Annotated in this window: 15 protein-coding genes and 2 tRNA genes; 9 read left to right on the top strand and 8 right to left on the bottom strand. The window is 61.2% G+C overall.

From position 1 onward, the window contains the following. Window positions 1-49 precede the first annotated feature (49 nt). A complete protein-coding gene (locus ACTIGF_RS01065; RefSeq protein ID WP_439635105.1) occupies window positions 50-1,333 on the top strand; it encodes an NAD(P)/FAD-dependent oxidoreductase in 1,284 nt (427 codons plus the stop codon). 80 nt (window positions 1,334-1,413) lie between these two features. Here the strand turns inward: ACTIGF_RS01065 and ACTIGF_RS01060 are convergent, their stop codons facing one another. The 4 genes from ACTIGF_RS01060 to ACTIGF_RS01045 form a co-directional block, all read right to left on the bottom strand. Next, window positions 1,414-1,617, bottom strand: coding sequence for a YgaP family membrane protein (locus ACTIGF_RS01060; protein ID WP_439635104.1), 204 nt, complete (start codon window positions 1,615-1,617; stop codon window positions 1,414-1,416). Between the two features lie 167 nt (window positions 1,618-1,784). Then, a complete protein-coding gene (putP, locus tag ACTIGF_RS01055; protein WP_439635103.1) occupies window positions 1,785-3,320 on the bottom strand; it encodes a sodium/proline symporter PutP in 1,536 nt (511 codons plus the stop codon). Between the two features lie 52 nt (window positions 3,321-3,372). Beyond that, window positions 3,373-4,665: a glutamate-5-semialdehyde dehydrogenase gene (locus ACTIGF_RS01050; RefSeq protein ID WP_439635102.1), complete on the bottom strand. Its 1,293-nt coding sequence runs from the start codon at window positions 4,663-4,665 to the stop codon at window positions 3,373-3,375. Between the two features lie 54 nt (window positions 4,666-4,719). After that, on the bottom strand, window positions 4,720-5,493 hold the full coding sequence (locus tag ACTIGF_RS01045) for a pyrroline-5-carboxylate reductase family protein (protein ID WP_439635101.1): 774 nt from the start codon (window positions 5,491-5,493) through the stop codon (window positions 4,720-4,722). Window positions 5,494-5,764: 271 nt separating this feature from the next. Between ACTIGF_RS01045 and proB the strand changes: the two genes are divergently transcribed. Further along, window positions 5,765-6,919 (top strand): glutamate 5-kinase, encoded by a 1,155-nt coding sequence (gene proB, locus ACTIGF_RS01040; protein ID WP_439635100.1) that lies wholly within the window; start codon window positions 5,765-5,767, stop codon window positions 6,917-6,919. 175 nt (window positions 6,920-7,094) lie between these two features. On the opposite strand, the gene ACTIGF_RS01035 is transcribed toward proB, so the two are convergent. Then, window positions 7,095-7,170: transfer RNA gene (locus ACTIGF_RS01035), tRNA-Asn, on the bottom strand. Window positions 7,171-7,490: 320 nt separating this feature from the next. On the opposite strand from ACTIGF_RS01035, the gene ACTIGF_RS01030 reads away from it, so the two are divergent. Continuing rightward, the gene (locus tag ACTIGF_RS01030) at window positions 7,491-7,847 is read left to right on the top strand and encodes a DUF962 domain-containing protein (RefSeq protein WP_022699846.1); all 357 of its coding nucleotides are present in this window, start codon (window positions 7,491-7,493) and stop codon (window positions 7,845-7,847) included. Between the two features lie 103 nt (window positions 7,848-7,950). Here the strand turns inward: ACTIGF_RS01030 and ACTIGF_RS01025 are convergent. After that, window positions 7,951-8,024, bottom strand: a tRNA-Cys gene (locus tag ACTIGF_RS01025). A 191-nt stretch (window positions 8,025-8,215) separates the two neighbouring features. Between ACTIGF_RS01025 and ACTIGF_RS01020 the strand changes: the two genes are divergently transcribed. From ACTIGF_RS01020 to ACTIGF_RS01005, 4 genes are all read left to right on the top strand, one after another. Continuing rightward, window positions 8,216-8,872, top strand: coding sequence for a protein-L-isoaspartate O-methyltransferase family protein (locus tag ACTIGF_RS01020; protein WP_439635099.1), 657 nt, complete (start codon window positions 8,216-8,218; stop codon window positions 8,870-8,872). Window positions 8,873-8,998: 126 nt separating this feature from the next. Next, complete coding sequence (locus ACTIGF_RS01015) at window positions 8,999-10,348, top strand: TolC family outer membrane protein (protein WP_439635098.1); 1,350 nt, start codon at window positions 8,999-9,001, stop codon at window positions 10,346-10,348. Between the two features lie 95 nt (window positions 10,349-10,443). Further along, a complete protein-coding gene (locus tag ACTIGF_RS01010) occupies window positions 10,444-11,070 on the top strand; it encodes a DUF2497 domain-containing protein (protein ID WP_439635097.1) in 627 nt (208 codons plus the stop codon). Between the two features lie 93 nt (window positions 11,071-11,163). After that, entirely contained in the window at window positions 11,164-12,132 is a 969-nt protein-coding gene (locus tag ACTIGF_RS01005; RefSeq protein ID WP_439635096.1) for a DUF3137 domain-containing protein, read from the top strand. Here ACTIGF_RS01005 and ACTIGF_RS01000 read toward each other — a convergent pair. Together ACTIGF_RS01000 and xth are read right to left on the bottom strand one after the other, a co-directional pair. Beyond that, window positions 12,129-12,527 (bottom strand): VOC family protein, encoded by a 399-nt coding sequence (locus tag ACTIGF_RS01000; protein WP_439635095.1) that lies wholly within the window; start codon window positions 12,525-12,527, stop codon window positions 12,129-12,131. The two genes, ACTIGF_RS01005 and ACTIGF_RS01000, sit on opposite strands and share 4 nt — an antisense overlap. Beyond that, complete coding sequence (gene xth / locus ACTIGF_RS00995; protein ID WP_439635094.1) at window positions 12,524-13,315, bottom strand: exodeoxyribonuclease III; 792 nt, start codon at window positions 13,313-13,315, stop codon at window positions 12,524-12,526. Before xth ends, ACTIGF_RS01000 begins: the two co-directional genes overlap by 4 nt. A gap of 30 nt (window positions 13,316-13,345) precedes the next feature. On the opposite strand from xth, the gene ACTIGF_RS00990 reads away from it, so the two are divergent. Together ACTIGF_RS00990 and ACTIGF_RS00985 are read left to right on the top strand one after the other, a co-directional pair. Further along, window positions 13,346-13,732, top strand: coding sequence for a hypothetical protein (locus ACTIGF_RS00990; protein WP_439635093.1), 387 nt, complete (start codon window positions 13,346-13,348; stop codon window positions 13,730-13,732). Window positions 13,733-13,866: 134 nt separating this feature from the next. Further along, window positions 13,867-14,217, top strand: a complete 351-nt coding sequence (locus tag ACTIGF_RS00985) for a hypothetical protein (RefSeq protein ID WP_439635092.1) — start codon at window positions 13,867-13,869, stop codon at window positions 14,215-14,217. Window positions 14,218-14,227: the final 10 nt, after the last annotated feature.

Below are 14,227 nucleotides of genomic sequence, written 5' to 3'. Positions count from 1 at the left end.
TAAAGCCCGTCACGGTTGCGCGTGACAGGGTGACAGCGGGAGGTTTCATATGGCTGACATCGTCATTCTCGGCGCAGGACTGGGCGGATTGCCCATGGCGTTCGAAGCGCGCGAGCAAATGCGAAAGACTGACACCATTACGGTGGTCAGCGATTCTCCGACATTTCATTTCACGCCCTCCAACCCCTGGGTGGCCGTGGGCTGGCGAGAAGCCGAGCAGATCAAGATCGAGCTTGCGCCGCTTTTGAAAAAGCGCGGCATCGAGTTCATCCATGCCGCCGCCACCAAGGTTCACCCGGATCGTGATCAGGTGGAGCTGAGCAATGGCGAGACCCTCAGCTATGATTATCTGGTCATCGCCACGGGACCCAAGCTCGACTTTGACGCCATTGAAGGGCTGGGACCGCATGGCGGTCATACCCAGTCAGTCTGTCATGTGAACCATGCTGAGCTCGCCGGTGAGGACTGGGAGAAGCTGGTCGCGGATCCGGGGCCGGTGATTGTGGGCGCCGTGCAGGGCGCGTCCTGCTTCGGTCCGGCCTATGAGCACGTCTTCACGCTGGAAACCGATCTGCGCCGCAAGAAGATTCGTGATCAGGTGCCCATGACCTTTGTGACCTCAGAGCCTTATATCGGTCATCTGGGTCTGGACGGCGTGGGGGACACCAAGGGCTTGCTCGAGCATGAGCTGCGCCAGCGCTCCATCCGCTTCATCACGTCCGCACGGATCACGAAGGTCGAAGCGGGCCTGATGCATGTGGAGGAGGTGGGGCGCCAGGGCGAAGTGGTGCAAACCCATGAACTGCCCTTCAAGCACTCCATGGTGTTGCCGGCCTTCAAGGGCGTGGACGCTGTGTTTGGCGTGGAGGGTCTCGTCAACGAAAAGGGCTTCGTGCTGGTGGATCGCCATCAGCAAAATCCCAACTGGCCGAAAATCTTCTCGGTCGGCGTCTGTGTCGCCATCCCGCCTGTCGCGTCCTATCCGGTGCCGGTGGGCGTGCCGAAAACCGGTTTCATGATCGAATCCATGGTGCGCGCCACCGCCAAGAATATCCGCGCCCTGATAGAAGGGCGGGAGATGAAGCACGAATCCACCTGGAACGCGGTCTGCATCGCGGACTTCGGCGATGGCGGGGTGGCGTTCGTCGCCATGCCGCAAATCCCGCCGCGCAATGTGAACTGGGCCGTGGAGGGCGGCTGGGTCCATATGGCGAAGGCGGCGTTTGAAGGCTATTTCATGGGCAAGATGCGCCGCGGGGTCAGCGAGCCCTTCTATGAGCGCATGATGCTGGACCTTCTGGGCATCACCAAGGTGCGTGACAGCAAAGCGTGATCCGGGCCTGAAATCAGGACGCAAAAAACCCCGGCGTGGGGGACGCCGGGGTTTCTCGCCTGACGACTGGGGCGAACCTTCTAGGAAAAGGCGCCGCCAGGCTTCACCCCCAGGATCTTGAAGATCATGGCGGCGGGACAAAATCCGGTGAAGCTGGATTGGACCAGATTCACCCCGACAAAAGCGGTCAGCCACAGCCAGTAGGGGCTGTGTACCTGTGACAAGAGCAGCGAAACCAGAACCATGGTTCCGGCCAATAGCGTGACAGCGCGTCCAATGGTCATGTGAGCCTCTTCCATTATCAGTTTTGATAATTGATAATAGATATGGCGTCCACCGGGTGTGAACACCATGCGGCGGACTGACGCGTTTGATTGCGACAGGGCTTCAGACAGCAAAACGCCGGCCTCGGATGAGGCCGGCGTTTGACCGATCAGGCTGAGCGCTAGGCTTAGCCGTGTTCTTCGATATGCGCTTCCATCGCATCGTACTGGTCTTTCACCTTGCCGCGCGGGGCTTTGGTGACAGCGTCCGTGATCACAATAGCGAGCGTTGACGCCAGGAAGCCTGGGATCATCTCGTACATGAAGGCGGACAGCGATCCGCCATTGATCGTGAGGGGCGCGTACAGCCAGAACAGAACCACAGCGGCGCCGGTCACCATGCCGGCGATGGCGGCCGAACGGCTCATATTCCTGCGATACAGGCTGAACAGGATCAGCGGACCGAAGGCGGCGCCGAAACCAGCCCAGGCGTTGGACACCAGATCCAGGATCGAGCTCGATCGGTCAAAGGCGAGGAAAATCGCCACCAGAGACACCACCAGCACCGACAAGCGCCCGATCAGCACCAGCTCTTTCTGGCTGGCGCCGCGGCGCAGGAAGGTCTTGTAGAAGTCCTCTGTCAAAGAGCTGGAGGACACCAGAAGCTGGCTGGAGATGGTGGACATGATCGCCGCCAGGATCGCCGCCAGCAAGAAGCCGCCCACCAGCGGGTGGAACAGGATCTGGCTCATCAGGATGAAGATGGTTTCAGCGTCCGTGAACTCGATGCCGCTTTGTTCGATCATCGCGCCGTTCTGAGTGACGAAAGCGAGACCAAAGATGCCGGTCAGCACGGCGCCGATGACCGTGACGATCATCCAGCTCATGCCGATCAGGCGCGCGGTCGCCACTTCCCTGAGCGTGCGGATCGCCATGAAGCGCACGATGATGTGCGGCTGTCCGAAATACCCAAGACCCCAGCTCATCGCCGAAATGATGCCGATAATGCTCATGGAGGTGAGCGGGTCGGGGATCATGGACATGTAGTGTGGCACGTCGGCGGCGGCGCGGGTCGTTGCGACGATCTCGCCCAGACCGCCCAGCTGCGTGAAGGCCACGATAGGCACCATGATCAGGGCCACGAACATGATCACGCCCTGGACGAAGTCTGTCAGGCTGACTGCGAGGAAGCCGCCAAACAGGGTGTAGGCGATCACCACGCCCGCTGTCAGGAACAGGCCCAGCCGGTAATCAAGGCCGAAGCTGGCTTCAAACAGCTTGCCGCCCGCCACAACGCCTGAGGAGGTGTAGAGGGTGAAGAAGATCACGATGACCACCGATGACAGGATCCGCAGGATGCGGGTGTCATCGCTGAAGCGCTTCTCGAAATAGTCAGGGATAGTGATCGCGTCGTCTGCGATCTCAGTGTAGACGCGCAGGCGAGGCGCCACCAGCAGGTAGTTGAAATACGCCCCGATCACCAGGCCCACCGCGATCCAGGCGGCGCCCAGACCCGACACATAGACCGCGCCGGGCAAGCCCATCAGCATCCAGCCCGACATGTCGGACGCGCCCGCGGAGAGCGCGCCGACGGCGGGGTGAAGTTTGCGACCGCCCAGCATGTAGCCGGAGACGTCGTCAGTGGATTTTTTGTAGGCGTATAGCCCGATGCCGAGCATCAGGACGAAGTACGCCCCGAGCGACACAAGCGCTTCAACTTGCATGATGGCCCCCGAATGAACGCGTAAAGAGTTCGATTAAGTTATGTCTTTGGGCTTACGGCCGGGTCTGGCCATTGCCGCGGACACGGTATTTGAAGCTGGTCAGCTGCTCCAGCCCCACCGGACCGCGCGCGTGCATTTTGCCCGTCGCGATTCCGATTTCCGCACCCATGCCGAACTCGCCGCCATCAGAGAATTGAGTGGAGGCGTTATGCATGACTACGGCGGAGTCGATCTCGTTGAGGAAACGCTCGGCGATCGCCGCGTCCTCGGTGACGATGGCGTCCGTATGGGCCGACGAATGCTCGGAGATGAAAGGAATGGCCTCGTCGGGGCCATCCACCAGCTTCACCGACAAAACGGTGTCGAGATACTCGGTGTAGAAATCCTCGTCGGTCGCCGGCTTGATCCGCGCATCGATCTCGCGCGCGTCCGCTTCACCGCGCACTTCGCACTCGCCCAGAGCGTCGAGCGCCAGGGGCAGGAAGTCTTTGGCGATAGAGCGGTCCACCACAAGGCTTTCCGTAGCGCCGCAAACGCCGGTCCGGCGCAGCTTGGCGTTTTTCACGATCGCCGCCGCCTTTGTCAGGTCCGCAGCCGCGTTCACATAGGTGTGGCAATTGCCGTCCAGATGCAAAAGCGTCGGCACGCGCGCCTGGTCGCGCACCAGCGACACCAGGCCTTTGCCGCCGCGCGGGATCACCAGATCCACGTACTCGGCGCAGGTCAGAAGCGCTTGCACCGCATTGCGGTCGGTGGTGTCGATCATCTGGATGCATTCGAGCGGCAGATCCGCCGCTTTCAGGCCCTCGGCCAGGCATTCCACGATCACGCGGGTGGAGTTCAGGCTTTCTGACCCGCCGCGCAGGATCACGGCGTTGCCTGATTTCAGACATAGCGCACCGGCGTCCGCGCCCACATTCGGGCGGCTTTCATAGATCATGCCGATGACGCCGAGCGGCGTGGCGACACGTTCGATGGTCAAACCGTTCGGACGCTCGGTGGTGTGCAGCACCCGGCCCACCGGGTCCGGCAGCGCGGCGATCTGGTCCAGCGCATCCGCGATCGCGTTCACCCGGTCTTCGTCCAGGATCAACCGGTCGATGAACGCGGCGGGCTTGCCCGCGGCCTTGACGCTGTCGACATCCTTGGCGTTCGCCTCCAGCAGCCGGGCGCGGTTGTCGCGCAGGGCTTGGGCGGCGGCGGTCAGCGCCTTGTTCTTGCGTTCGGTTGAGGCGGACGCAAGCGAACGGGCGGCGGTCGCGGCGCGACGCCCCAATTCGTTTACATAGGCGGTGACATCTTGAGTGTCTGGCATATCGTTCATCCGGCTGAGAACAGCGGTCATACGGTGGCTGGCTCCTTTATAGCGTCCGTTATCGGGGGCGGGTGAGTGAAAGTATTAGTCGCGTAGCTCGACTGCGCGCGTGTAGGCGGCGGTGAGGGCGGCGTTCAGGCGGTCATCAAGCACGCCATCATGATTGAGAGCGTTGACCCCGGCGGCGGTGGTGCCGCCCTTGCTCATGATGGAATTGCGCAGGTCTTCGAACCCGGCTTCATCTTCAAGCGCCAGAGCCATGCAGCCCGCCATGGTTTCAATCACCAGGCGTCGCGCATCCTTGGGGCCGAAGCCTTGGGCCTCGACGGCCTTTTGATAGGTGCGGGCGAATTCGAAAACATAGCCGGGGCCGCTGCCTGCGGCGGCGGTGATGCGATCAATCTGGTCCTCGTCCTCGAGCCAGATCGCTTCGCCTACAGCTTCGCCCAGAATGGTTCCGAGCTCGCGATGATCCTTGGTGGCGGTGTCGTCGGCATACAGACCGCTGACGCCGCGACCCACACGGGCGGGCATGTTGGGCATGAGACGCAGGGCGCTGACGCCGCCTGCGGCGGCGGACACCTTGGCGGCGGACGCGCCCGCGGCGATCGAAACCACGCAACCGCCATCCTTGACGAATTTGGCGGCCGGCGGAATGGCGACATCAATCAGCTGGGGTTTGACGGCCAGGATCAAGGCGTCAAAGCGTTCGGAGGCGTCCAGATCGTCAACGGACTTCACCCATTTCACGCCCACAGGCAGTTTGGGTTCGCCCGGATCGACCACGGTCACACCGACGCCGCCAAGTTTGATCCATCGCGAAAGCAGGGCGCCGCCCATATTTCCGCATCCAACCATAATCAAATTCCAGCGCACGAAACCTCCGTCACCGCTTTTGGTCCTAAGAGCGTCAATCCAGTCTGACGCGTCGCTGCATCATTTAGATGACGAAGTAAGATTTTTCAACTCGATGCAGAGTTCAGATGCTGCAACCGTTCGTAAACTACGCTGACATAGGATTTTGAACGCTGAAGAAACATTGGGGGGCTCCCCTTGAATTGTTTCGAACAAAAAGTATCTTCCGCGCATATTTGCGGCATGCTGCGCCGCGTCACTGGAGAGTATTGTTTTGTCTGATCGCCAACGCGTCGTTGTGAAAATTGGCTCATCCCTCCTCGCCAATGAGGAGCATCTCACTCTGCGCTACGCCTTTATGCACGGGGTGATGGAAGATGTCGCCCGTCTGCGCGACGAGGGCATTGACGTGGTTCTGACCTCGTCTGGGGCCGTGGCGATTGGATTGTCCACCATCGGCGTCGCGCCGGAAGAAGCCGGGCTTCTGGATAAACAGGCCGCCGCCGCTTGCGGTCAGCCGCTCCTGATGAACGCCTATAAGCAGATCGCGCTCGAATACGGGTTTGATATCGCGCAGGTGCTTGTGACGCTGGATGATCTGGAAGATCGCCGCCGTTTCCTGAACACCAAGAACACCATCACGCGCCTGATCGAGCGCGGCGTGATGCCGATCGTCAATGAAAACGACTCCGTGACCACGGCCGAGCTGAAGGTGGGGGATAATGACCGCCTCGCCGCCAAGGTCGCGCAGATGGTTCAGGCCGACAAGCTGGTGATCCTGACGAGCGTTGACGGTCTTTATGACCGCAATCCCGAGGATGAGGGCGCCCAGCACGTGCCGGTGGTCGAGGATGTGTCTGAATATCTGGAAGTGACCAGCTCGGTCAGCGCTCTGGGTACGGGCGGCATGCTCACCAAGATGCGGGCCGCAAACATGGCCCAGAACGCCGGCGTGGAGACCCTGATCGGTCAAGGCGAGGTGGATCGTCCGGTCTCGGCGCTTTTGAAAGACGAGCGCCGCCATACCAAATGCGTCGCGCTGGGCGATCCCGACAGCTCATGGGCGATCTGGCTGACGGACCGACTGCAGCAAGCGGGCGGCCTGGTGGTTGACGAGGTCATGGCTGAGAAGCTGCGCAAGGACCGGGCGGATATCGGTCGCTGTGACATCGTTTCCGTTCAGGGCGATTTCAACAAAGGCGACGTGCTGCATATCTATGACGAGGACGGCGAGGAGCTGGCCCGCGGCATGTCCAATTTCACATCGGCTGAAATCCTGCTGCTGGCCCGGAACACGGATTCCACACCGTCTGAGCTGCTGGGGTACGAATCAAAGCCGAGAATCATCGCCGCCGACAACATGGCCCTGATTCAGGATCACCACCTGACCTGGGAAGCGCCGACGGATTCGGTGACGCTGGTCGGCTGACTTTAGCGTATTCGCCAAGCTTGGAACGAGGAGAGGGGCGCTCAGAGCGCCCCTTTTCTTTGGTCTTGGGGGCGTGAACTCGGCAGCTTATGAGGCAGCCCAGATGCGAGCAGCCCCGCCTTGTGGGGCAAGACGGGGCTGGTGCTCACACTCTATTGGGCGTCATCGCCGCTGATGGCTCCTCGGGACGGGCTCGAACCGCCGACCCAGCGATTAACAGTCGCTTGCTCTACCAACTGAGCTACCGAGGAACACTCATCAGCGATGAGGTGGTGTGTATATCCAGAGCGTTGGACGCGATCAAGCGGCTGTGTGCAGCCCGATGCAGTTTCGTTTCAGTCCAGACATCCAGACATAAAAAAATCGGGAGCCCGAGAGCTCCCGAAAAGGCATTGGGTGGATGGTGGGGTGTCTTCGAAGGAAGACGAGTAAACAAATACTGAGTCGGGAGTTAACAAGCGCCTAACGTTAATGAAAATTCTCCACATTCCGTCGGGACTTCACCGATGGTCGCGGACCGGGCCGGACTGTGCTACTTTACCTGTTAAACAAAGCAGACGGGGAGGTTTGCATGGCTGAACGCAGCGCCACTTATCAACAATTCTGGCCCTTTTACCTTCGTGAACACGCCGAGGCGGGAACGCGATACATGCATTATGCGGGCACGCTTATCGGCACCACGATTCTACTGGCTGCGCTACTGACGCAAACCTGGTGGGCGGTGCTGCTGTGGCCGTTGACCGGATATGGTTTCGCCTGGGTCAGCCACGCCTTCATCGAGCGCAACAAGCCGGCGACCTTCATTCATCCGTTCTGGTCTTTCATCAGCGATTACCGGATGACGGCGCTGGCCTTCACCGGCCGCCTCAAGCCCGAGCTGGTCAAGGCGGGGGTGCTGGATCACCCGCACGCGCACGCCGCGGAGTAATCCGCCCGGTTGCGGATGGTCCGTAAGGATCGTCCGCACGCTCGCGTCCGAATCAGATCGGACGGTCTGTGAGGACCGTCCGCAATGCGTCTCAGGAAAAGGGTGGAGGCGCCACCCGGAATCGAACCGGGGTACACGGATTTGCAATCCGCTGCGTCACCACTCCGCCATAGCGCCGTCCTGTGGTGGGTCGCCCTCTATACAAAAGCCAGACGCCGCCCGCAACGCGCTTTGAGCGAGCTTTAACAGCTCTATATGTGGAAATATGCAGTGGCTTGGGGTCGCAGGGACGCGCCTTGGCCTTGCGGGTCAGAAAGCGAGCGCGATATAAGCGCCGCGAACACTCATTAAAGGGACGCCGTCGCGCCATGTCCGAATTCGAGACCGCCCGCCTCGCCATGGTCAATAGCCAGATCCGTCCGAACGACGTGACGGATCATCGTATCCAGGATGCGATGGCTGACATTCCGCGTGAGCGGTTCTTGCCCAAATCCCAGGCCGCCAAGGCTTACGCAGACACCGAAGCGCGTGTGGCCGAGGGCCGCTACATGCTGACGCCGCGCGATCTGGCCAAGCTCATTCAGGCCGCTGACATCCTGCCCAACGACGTGGTGCTCGATGTGGCGTGTGGTCGGGGATATTCCACCGCCGTGCTGGCGCGACTCGCCGAGACTGTGGTCGGGCTGGAGCAAAAAGATCTCGGCCTCGCCGAAAAAGCGACAGACGCGCTCAACGCCATCGAGACCGATAACGCCGCTGTGGTGGAAGGCGAGCTGTCAAAGGGCGTGCCGGGGCAAGGTCCGTTCAACGTGATCATCGTCAACGGCGCCGTGGCCGAGCCGGCCCAGGCCTGGATTGATCAGCTCAGCGTCGGCGGCCGTCTGGCTGTCATTGTCCGCGACGGAAGCGTGGGCCGGGCGCGTATCTACACCAAGGCGCAGAATACTGTGGGTGATCGCGATGTCTTTGACACGACCGCGCCCTATCTGCCCGGCTTTGAACCGGAGGCGAAATTCGCTTTCTAGGCAGGCTGTCATCGGATTGTCTGCCAAGGGTGACATTTTGCACCGTACACCGTGTCTTACCCGTCCTATACAAAGGCGGGTAGGTTTTGCGCGACTTGCGCAAGGGATGGTCAAGAGGGACGCCCCATGAAACGTTTGCTGTGCGCCGCCGCACTGTCGGTTTTCTCGTTTAGCCTTGCGCCCATGGGGATGGCGCAGGCGCAGTCTCTGCAAGAGACGCTGGTCGCCGCCTATGAATCCAATCCCACGCTGGGCGCTCAGCGCGCCAGCTTACGGCAGTCCGAAGAAGGTTATTTCCAGGCCCGCGCCAATGTTCTGCCCAGCCTGTCCGCCAATGGATCGGTGGGTGAGACGCTGGACACCTGGGGCGGTGCGCAAGAGAGCGATTCGTCCAGCTATGGCCTGACGCTGAACCAGTCCATTTATCGCGGCGGGCGCACCCGGGGCTCCATCGACGCCGCCCTGGCGCGAATCGAAGCCGCCCGCCAGCAGCTGCGCTCAACCGAGCAATCGGTTCTGCTGGACGCAGTCAGCGCGCACATGAATGTGGTGCGCGACCAGCAAATCATCGCCATCCGCAGCAATAACGTTGAAGTGCTCGCCGAGCAGCTGCGCGCAGCGCGCGACCGGTTTGAAGTGGGTGAAATCACCCGCACGGACGTCGCCCAGGCTGAAGCGCGCCTGTCTGGCGCTCGGGCTCAACTGTCCGCCGCGCAGGCCGCGCTGGCCGCTTCGCGCGCCGGATACGCCCGCGTGACGGGCGTCGATCCCATCCAGCCCGTCAGCGCAGGTCCTGCAGAGCAGGCGCCGGATGAATTCGCCGATGCTGCGGAAGTCGCCATCAGCCGCAATCCAGACCTTCTGGCCGCCCAGTTTTCAGAACTGGCCGCTGAACATGGCGTGCGAGTGGCGCGCGGCGCCCAATTGCCTGAAGTGGGCGTGCGGGCGAGCATCTCTGAAGGCCGTGAGAGCGATTTCTCCGGCCAGGGTCGCGGGTCCGCCTCGGTCACGGCTTCAGTGACGATGCCGATTTTCACCGGCGGCCTGAACCGCTCGAACGTGCGCCAGGCGCGCGCCTCCGCCGATCAGGCGCGCCTGTCGGGGCTGACGGTGCGCCGTCAGGTGATCGAGGGCGCAACGAATGCGTGGAACAATTACCTCGCTGCGCTCGCCGTGATCGAATCAAGCCGTCAGGCTGTCCGGGCGAATGAAATCGCCTTTGAAGGCGTCGAGCAGGAAGCCCTGGTGGGGCTCCGGACCACGCTGGACGTGCTTAACGCCGAGCAGGAATTGCTGAACTCCCGGCTCGAGCTGGTGCGCGCGGAACGTGACCTGACGGTGGCCAGCTATGCGCTGTTGCAAGCCATGGGACAGCTGGACGCCGCCAGCCTGGCTCTGCCGGTCGACGCTATGGACGTGGAGACGCGATTTGAAGAGTCGCGACGGGCTAACTTCGACTTAACGCCCTGGAATTAGACCTAGGAAATCAAGGAAGGGTGCTGGACAGCCAAGGCTTGCCGCGCCTAACCTGTGCGCCGCCGTTTACCCCTCGACGGACGAAGGACGTCTCTATGGCTCAGGATAGTGCTGAACAAGAACCGACGATGGAGGAAATTCTCGCCTCCATTCGCCGTATCATTAACGAGGACGAGGAAGAGCCGAAGGCTGAAGAAGCCGAGGCCGAAGCCGAACCCGCCCCTGAACCGGAGCCCGAGCTCGAGGCGGAGCCTGAGCCTGAGCCTGAGCCGGAACCCGAGCCTGAGCCCGAGCCGGAGCCTGAATTCGAGGCGGAACCGGAACCCGAGCCTGAGCCGGAACCCGAGCCGGAAATGGACATGGACGACGCGCTTGAGCTGACCGAGCGTGTCGAAGAAGACGAGCCGGTCGATCTCGCTGATGATCTGATGATCATGGATCGCGAGCCTGAGCCGGAACCCGAGCCTGAGTTCGAAGCCGAGCCGGAGCCCGTCGACGAAGAGTCTCTGGTTGATGCTGCGCCGGCTTCTGCCGCGGCCGGTATGTTCGCCGCTTTGTCTGAAAACCTGCGGGTCTCCTCCCAGCAGGGACAGACGCTTGAATCCATCGTGCGTGAAATGATGCGCCCGATGCTCAAGCAGTGGCTGGATGAAAACCTGCCCTCCATCGTTGAGGAAAAAGTGCAGGCTGAAATCGAGCGTATTGCACGCCGGGGCCGTTAATCGGGCCTGGACCTATGACGATTAGACGGGCGCCGCTGGACGGCGCCCGTTTTGTTTCAGCCTCCTGTTTCATAACCATCTCCGAGACCGGCCATGCGCGACCTGACCCAAGCCATTGAAGAGCTGACCCCCTGGCTTGAGAGCCTTGAAGCGGAGCGCAAAGCCGCTGTCTCTCAATGCTATAAAGGTGTCGGAATCGCCTTTGGCGGCGTGGCCGTGTTCTTGATCATATCGGGGCTCGCAGGCTTTCCCGCGCCGGTCATGCTGGTCGGATCCGGACTGATCGTTCTGGGGGCCATGATATGGGGCAATAGCGCGCTCAACACGCTGCGCAAGACCGTGAAGTCCGGCCTCAACGACCGGTTCGCCTCCGCCTTCGGCATGCGTTACAGCGCCGAAGTGCATAACCCGGTGCGCTTTGACGCTTTTCGCGAGCATGGCCTGCTGCCCGGCTCGGACCGCAAGAGCTTCGAGGACATGTTCTCAGGCGAATCCTATGGCGCGGATTTCGATATCTATGAGGCGCATTTGGAAGAGCGCCGCCGCACGAAGAACCGCACCTATTACGTCACCGTGTTTCGCGGGGTTCTGATCCGCATCAACTTCCCGCGCACGGTCGAAGGCGTTACCCTGGTGACCCGCGACAAGGGTATTTTCAACGGTCTAGAGGGCTGGGGGAAGAAGCTGTTCAGCGGCCGCAAGCTGGAGCGGGTCGGCCTGGTGGATCCGACGTTCGAGAAAGCGTTTGAAGTCTACGGCACTGATCAGGTGATGGCGCGCTACCTTCTGACGCCGTCTTTCATGGAGCGCTTGCTGAAGCTCGAGACCGAGCTCAAGGGCAAGAATGTGCGGTGCGTCTTCGATGACGCGCTGGGCGATGGGGATGGCCGCGGCGAATTGCTGATCGTCGCGGAAACCGGCAACAAGTTTGAAGCAGGCTCCATGTTCAAGCCGCTCACCGATCATGACCGCGTGGAGACCCTGCACGGCGAGTTCTCGATGATCGACGACATCATCAACACCGTGCTGGAGCCTGCGCGTGAGGGCGGGGGCGTCAGCTAGGCCTTCGGCTCCAGCAGATCCCAGCGATTGCCGTACAGATCACGAAACACCGCCACCTTGCCATAGGGCTCGTGTCGCGTGTCTTCTTCAAACGGCACGCCATTGATTTCCATGGCTTGGCGCTTGGCGTCAAAGTCATTCGTGTGCAGGAAAAAGCCCACCCGGTCGCCGGCGAAGGCGCCGATGGCGGCGACTTGCTCGACGCCTTTGGCCTTGGCGAGCAACAGCTTCACTCCGCCATCCCCTGCGCCGATCTCGACCCAGCGCTTGCCGTCTCCAAGATCGTCATCGGTCAGAACTTCAAAGCCGAGCGCGGTTTTGAACCAGGCGATGGCTTCATCATAATCGGCGACCAGATAGGTCACTGCGGCGAGGGTTTGAGACGGCCTGCTCACAGATCAAACACTCCGATGAAGGGCACGTGGTCAGAGGCTTTTTCTTTGCCGCGAACATCCTTGGCGATCTCGACGGATTTGAGCGTGTCCGCCGCCTGGGGGCTCAGCAGGAGGTGGTCGATGCGGATGCCGTTATTTCTCTGCCAGGCGCCGGCCTGATAATCCCAGAACGTATACTGGTGCGCGCGACCATCGGCCTGCATAAAGGCCTCTGAATACCCAAGCCACAAGATCTCCGCAAAGGCGTCCCGGCTTTCAGGCCGGATCAGTGCGTCGCCCTCCCAGGCGGCGGAGTCATGCACATCGCTGTCGCGCGGAATGAGATTGTAATCGCCCGCCAGAATGATCGGCTCTTCCAGAGCCAGCAGTGATTTGGCGTGCGCCTTCAGGCGCTTCATCCAGTTGAGCTTGTACTCGTATTTGGGGCCGGGCGCGGGATTACCGTTGGGCAGATAGATCGACGCGACCCGCACCGGGCCATGGTCTGCGCTGATGACGGCTTCGATATACCGCGCCTGCTCGTCTTCCTCATCGCCGGGCAGAGCGCGCTGGCTGACCTCTTCAATCGGGCGCTTTGAAAGCAGGGCCACACCGTTATAGGTCTTCTGGCCTACGGTCTCGACGTTATAGCCGAGCTCTTCGATCTCGAGCCGGGGGAAGCCTTCGTCCACCGTCTTGATCTCCTGAAGACACGCCACGTCAGGCTGCGCCTCCTTGAGCCAGTCCAGCACATTGGGCAGGCGCGCCTTGATCGAGTTGACGTTCCATGTGGCGACGGACAAGGTCATGAGGCAAATCCCGGCTGAGGACGAACGAACATGCGTGATATGGCGGATGACGCCTTTGAGACAGACGCGCCGCCACGCAGGGTGACGTTTCTAGCAGTGTTCGGTTTGCTTGTGGCCAGTGTGGTTGCAGCCTGGGTCGGGTTTTTCGGATACGGGCTGTGGATACCGCGCAGCGTCACCTTTGGCGATCGGGCGGGCGAACCGCTCGCCGAAGGGATCTATTACGCCATGAGCGCCGGCCCGGCGCTGGCCTGCGGGGCGCTCATCATGGGCTGGCTGGTGTTCTGGATCGGACGACGACCCGGCCTCGGGATCCGGCTGGTGTTCTTCATTCCCGTGACCTGGCTTTGCCTGCTGCTCGCGTATTCCGCTGTTGTGGCGACCGCATGCGGCGGCGATTTCCTGTGCCAGCCGTAGACGGTTTGTGAAACCGGCAGCTCAGGGATGAGATTTTCCTTAAGCTTTACAATTGTCTGTTATGACAGCCCTAGGCAAAGATCGATGGGCGACGCGTGAGTCATGCGCGGAGGCTGCACCTGGAGTAGGGCGATATGCAAACGGCTGATAAACAGGGGGCTCCGCAGGGCATGAACTCCGGGATGAGACTGGGATTGGTGGGGCTCACCCTTATCGCTGGCCTCATTGGACTGGTGAGTTTTGGCGTATCCGAGCTGGTCACCCAACCTTACTTGGAGCCATCAGATACCCCGTCAGCTTATCCCCTTTTCGTCTATTTGGTCTGGGCAGGGCCGGTGTTGTCATTTGGCGGACTCGTCCTGGGCTGGGCTGCAATACTCGGCCTGAAGCGCCCAGTGCTGGGTATGAAGTTGATTGGTTTCCCCGTTCTGGCTTGGGTGCTGGGGATGGTGGCTCTCGGTCTTCTGGCCATGCTTGCGCAATAAGCGCCGTATC

This window comes from Oceanicaulis sp. (genome assembly GCF_051859625.1).
Lineage (GTDB): Bacteria > Pseudomonadota > Alphaproteobacteria > Caulobacterales > Maricaulaceae > Oceanicaulis.
The sequence above is the reverse complement of the archived record's forward strand: the minus strand, read 5'-3'. Positions and strand labels throughout refer to the sequence as shown.

Excerpts from the sequence above, each read along its gene's own strand:
- ACTIGF_RS01010 (WP_439635097.1), top strand. The coding sequence starts at position 10,444 with ATGGCTCAGGATAGTGCTGAACAAGAACCGACGATGGAGGAAATTCTC.
- ACTIGF_RS01015 (WP_439635098.1), top strand. The coding sequence starts at position 8,999 with ATGAAACGTTTGCTGTGCGCCGCCGCACTGTCGGTTTTCTCGTTTAGC.
- ACTIGF_RS00985 (WP_439635092.1), top strand. The coding sequence starts at position 13,867 with ATGCAAACGGCTGATAAACAGGGGGCTCCGCAGGGCATGAACTCCGGG.
- ACTIGF_RS01060 (WP_439635104.1), bottom strand. The coding sequence starts at position 1,617 with ATGACCATTGGACGCGCTGTCACGCTATTGGCCGGAACCATGGTTCTG.
- ACTIGF_RS01020 (WP_439635099.1), top strand. The coding sequence starts at position 8,216 with ATGTCCGAATTCGAGACCGCCCGCCTCGCCATGGTCAATAGCCAGATC.
- ACTIGF_RS01005 (WP_439635096.1), top strand. The coding sequence starts at position 11,164 with ATGCGCGACCTGACCCAAGCCATTGAAGAGCTGACCCCCTGGCTTGAG.
- ACTIGF_RS01030 (WP_022699846.1), top strand. The coding sequence starts at position 7,491 with ATGGCTGAACGCAGCGCCACTTATCAACAATTCTGGCCCTTTTACCTT.
- putP (WP_439635103.1), bottom strand. The coding sequence starts at position 3,320 with ATGCAAGTTGAAGCGCTTGTGTCGCTCGGGGCGTACTTCGTCCTGATG.
- xth (WP_439635094.1), bottom strand. The coding sequence starts at position 13,315 with ATGACCTTGTCCGTCGCCACATGGAACGTCAACTCGATCAAGGCGCGC.
- ACTIGF_RS01045 (WP_439635101.1), bottom strand. The coding sequence starts at position 5,493 with ATGGTTGGATGCGGAAATATGGGCGGCGCCCTGCTTTCGCGATGGATC.
- ACTIGF_RS01065 (WP_439635105.1), top strand. The coding sequence starts at position 50 with ATGGCTGACATCGTCATTCTCGGCGCAGGACTGGGCGGATTGCCCATG.
- ACTIGF_RS00990 (WP_439635093.1), top strand. The coding sequence starts at position 13,346 with ATGCGTGATATGGCGGATGACGCCTTTGAGACAGACGCGCCGCCACGC.
- ACTIGF_RS01050 (WP_439635102.1), bottom strand. The coding sequence starts at position 4,665 with ATGACCGCTGTTCTCAGCCGGATGAACGATATGCCAGACACTCAAGAT.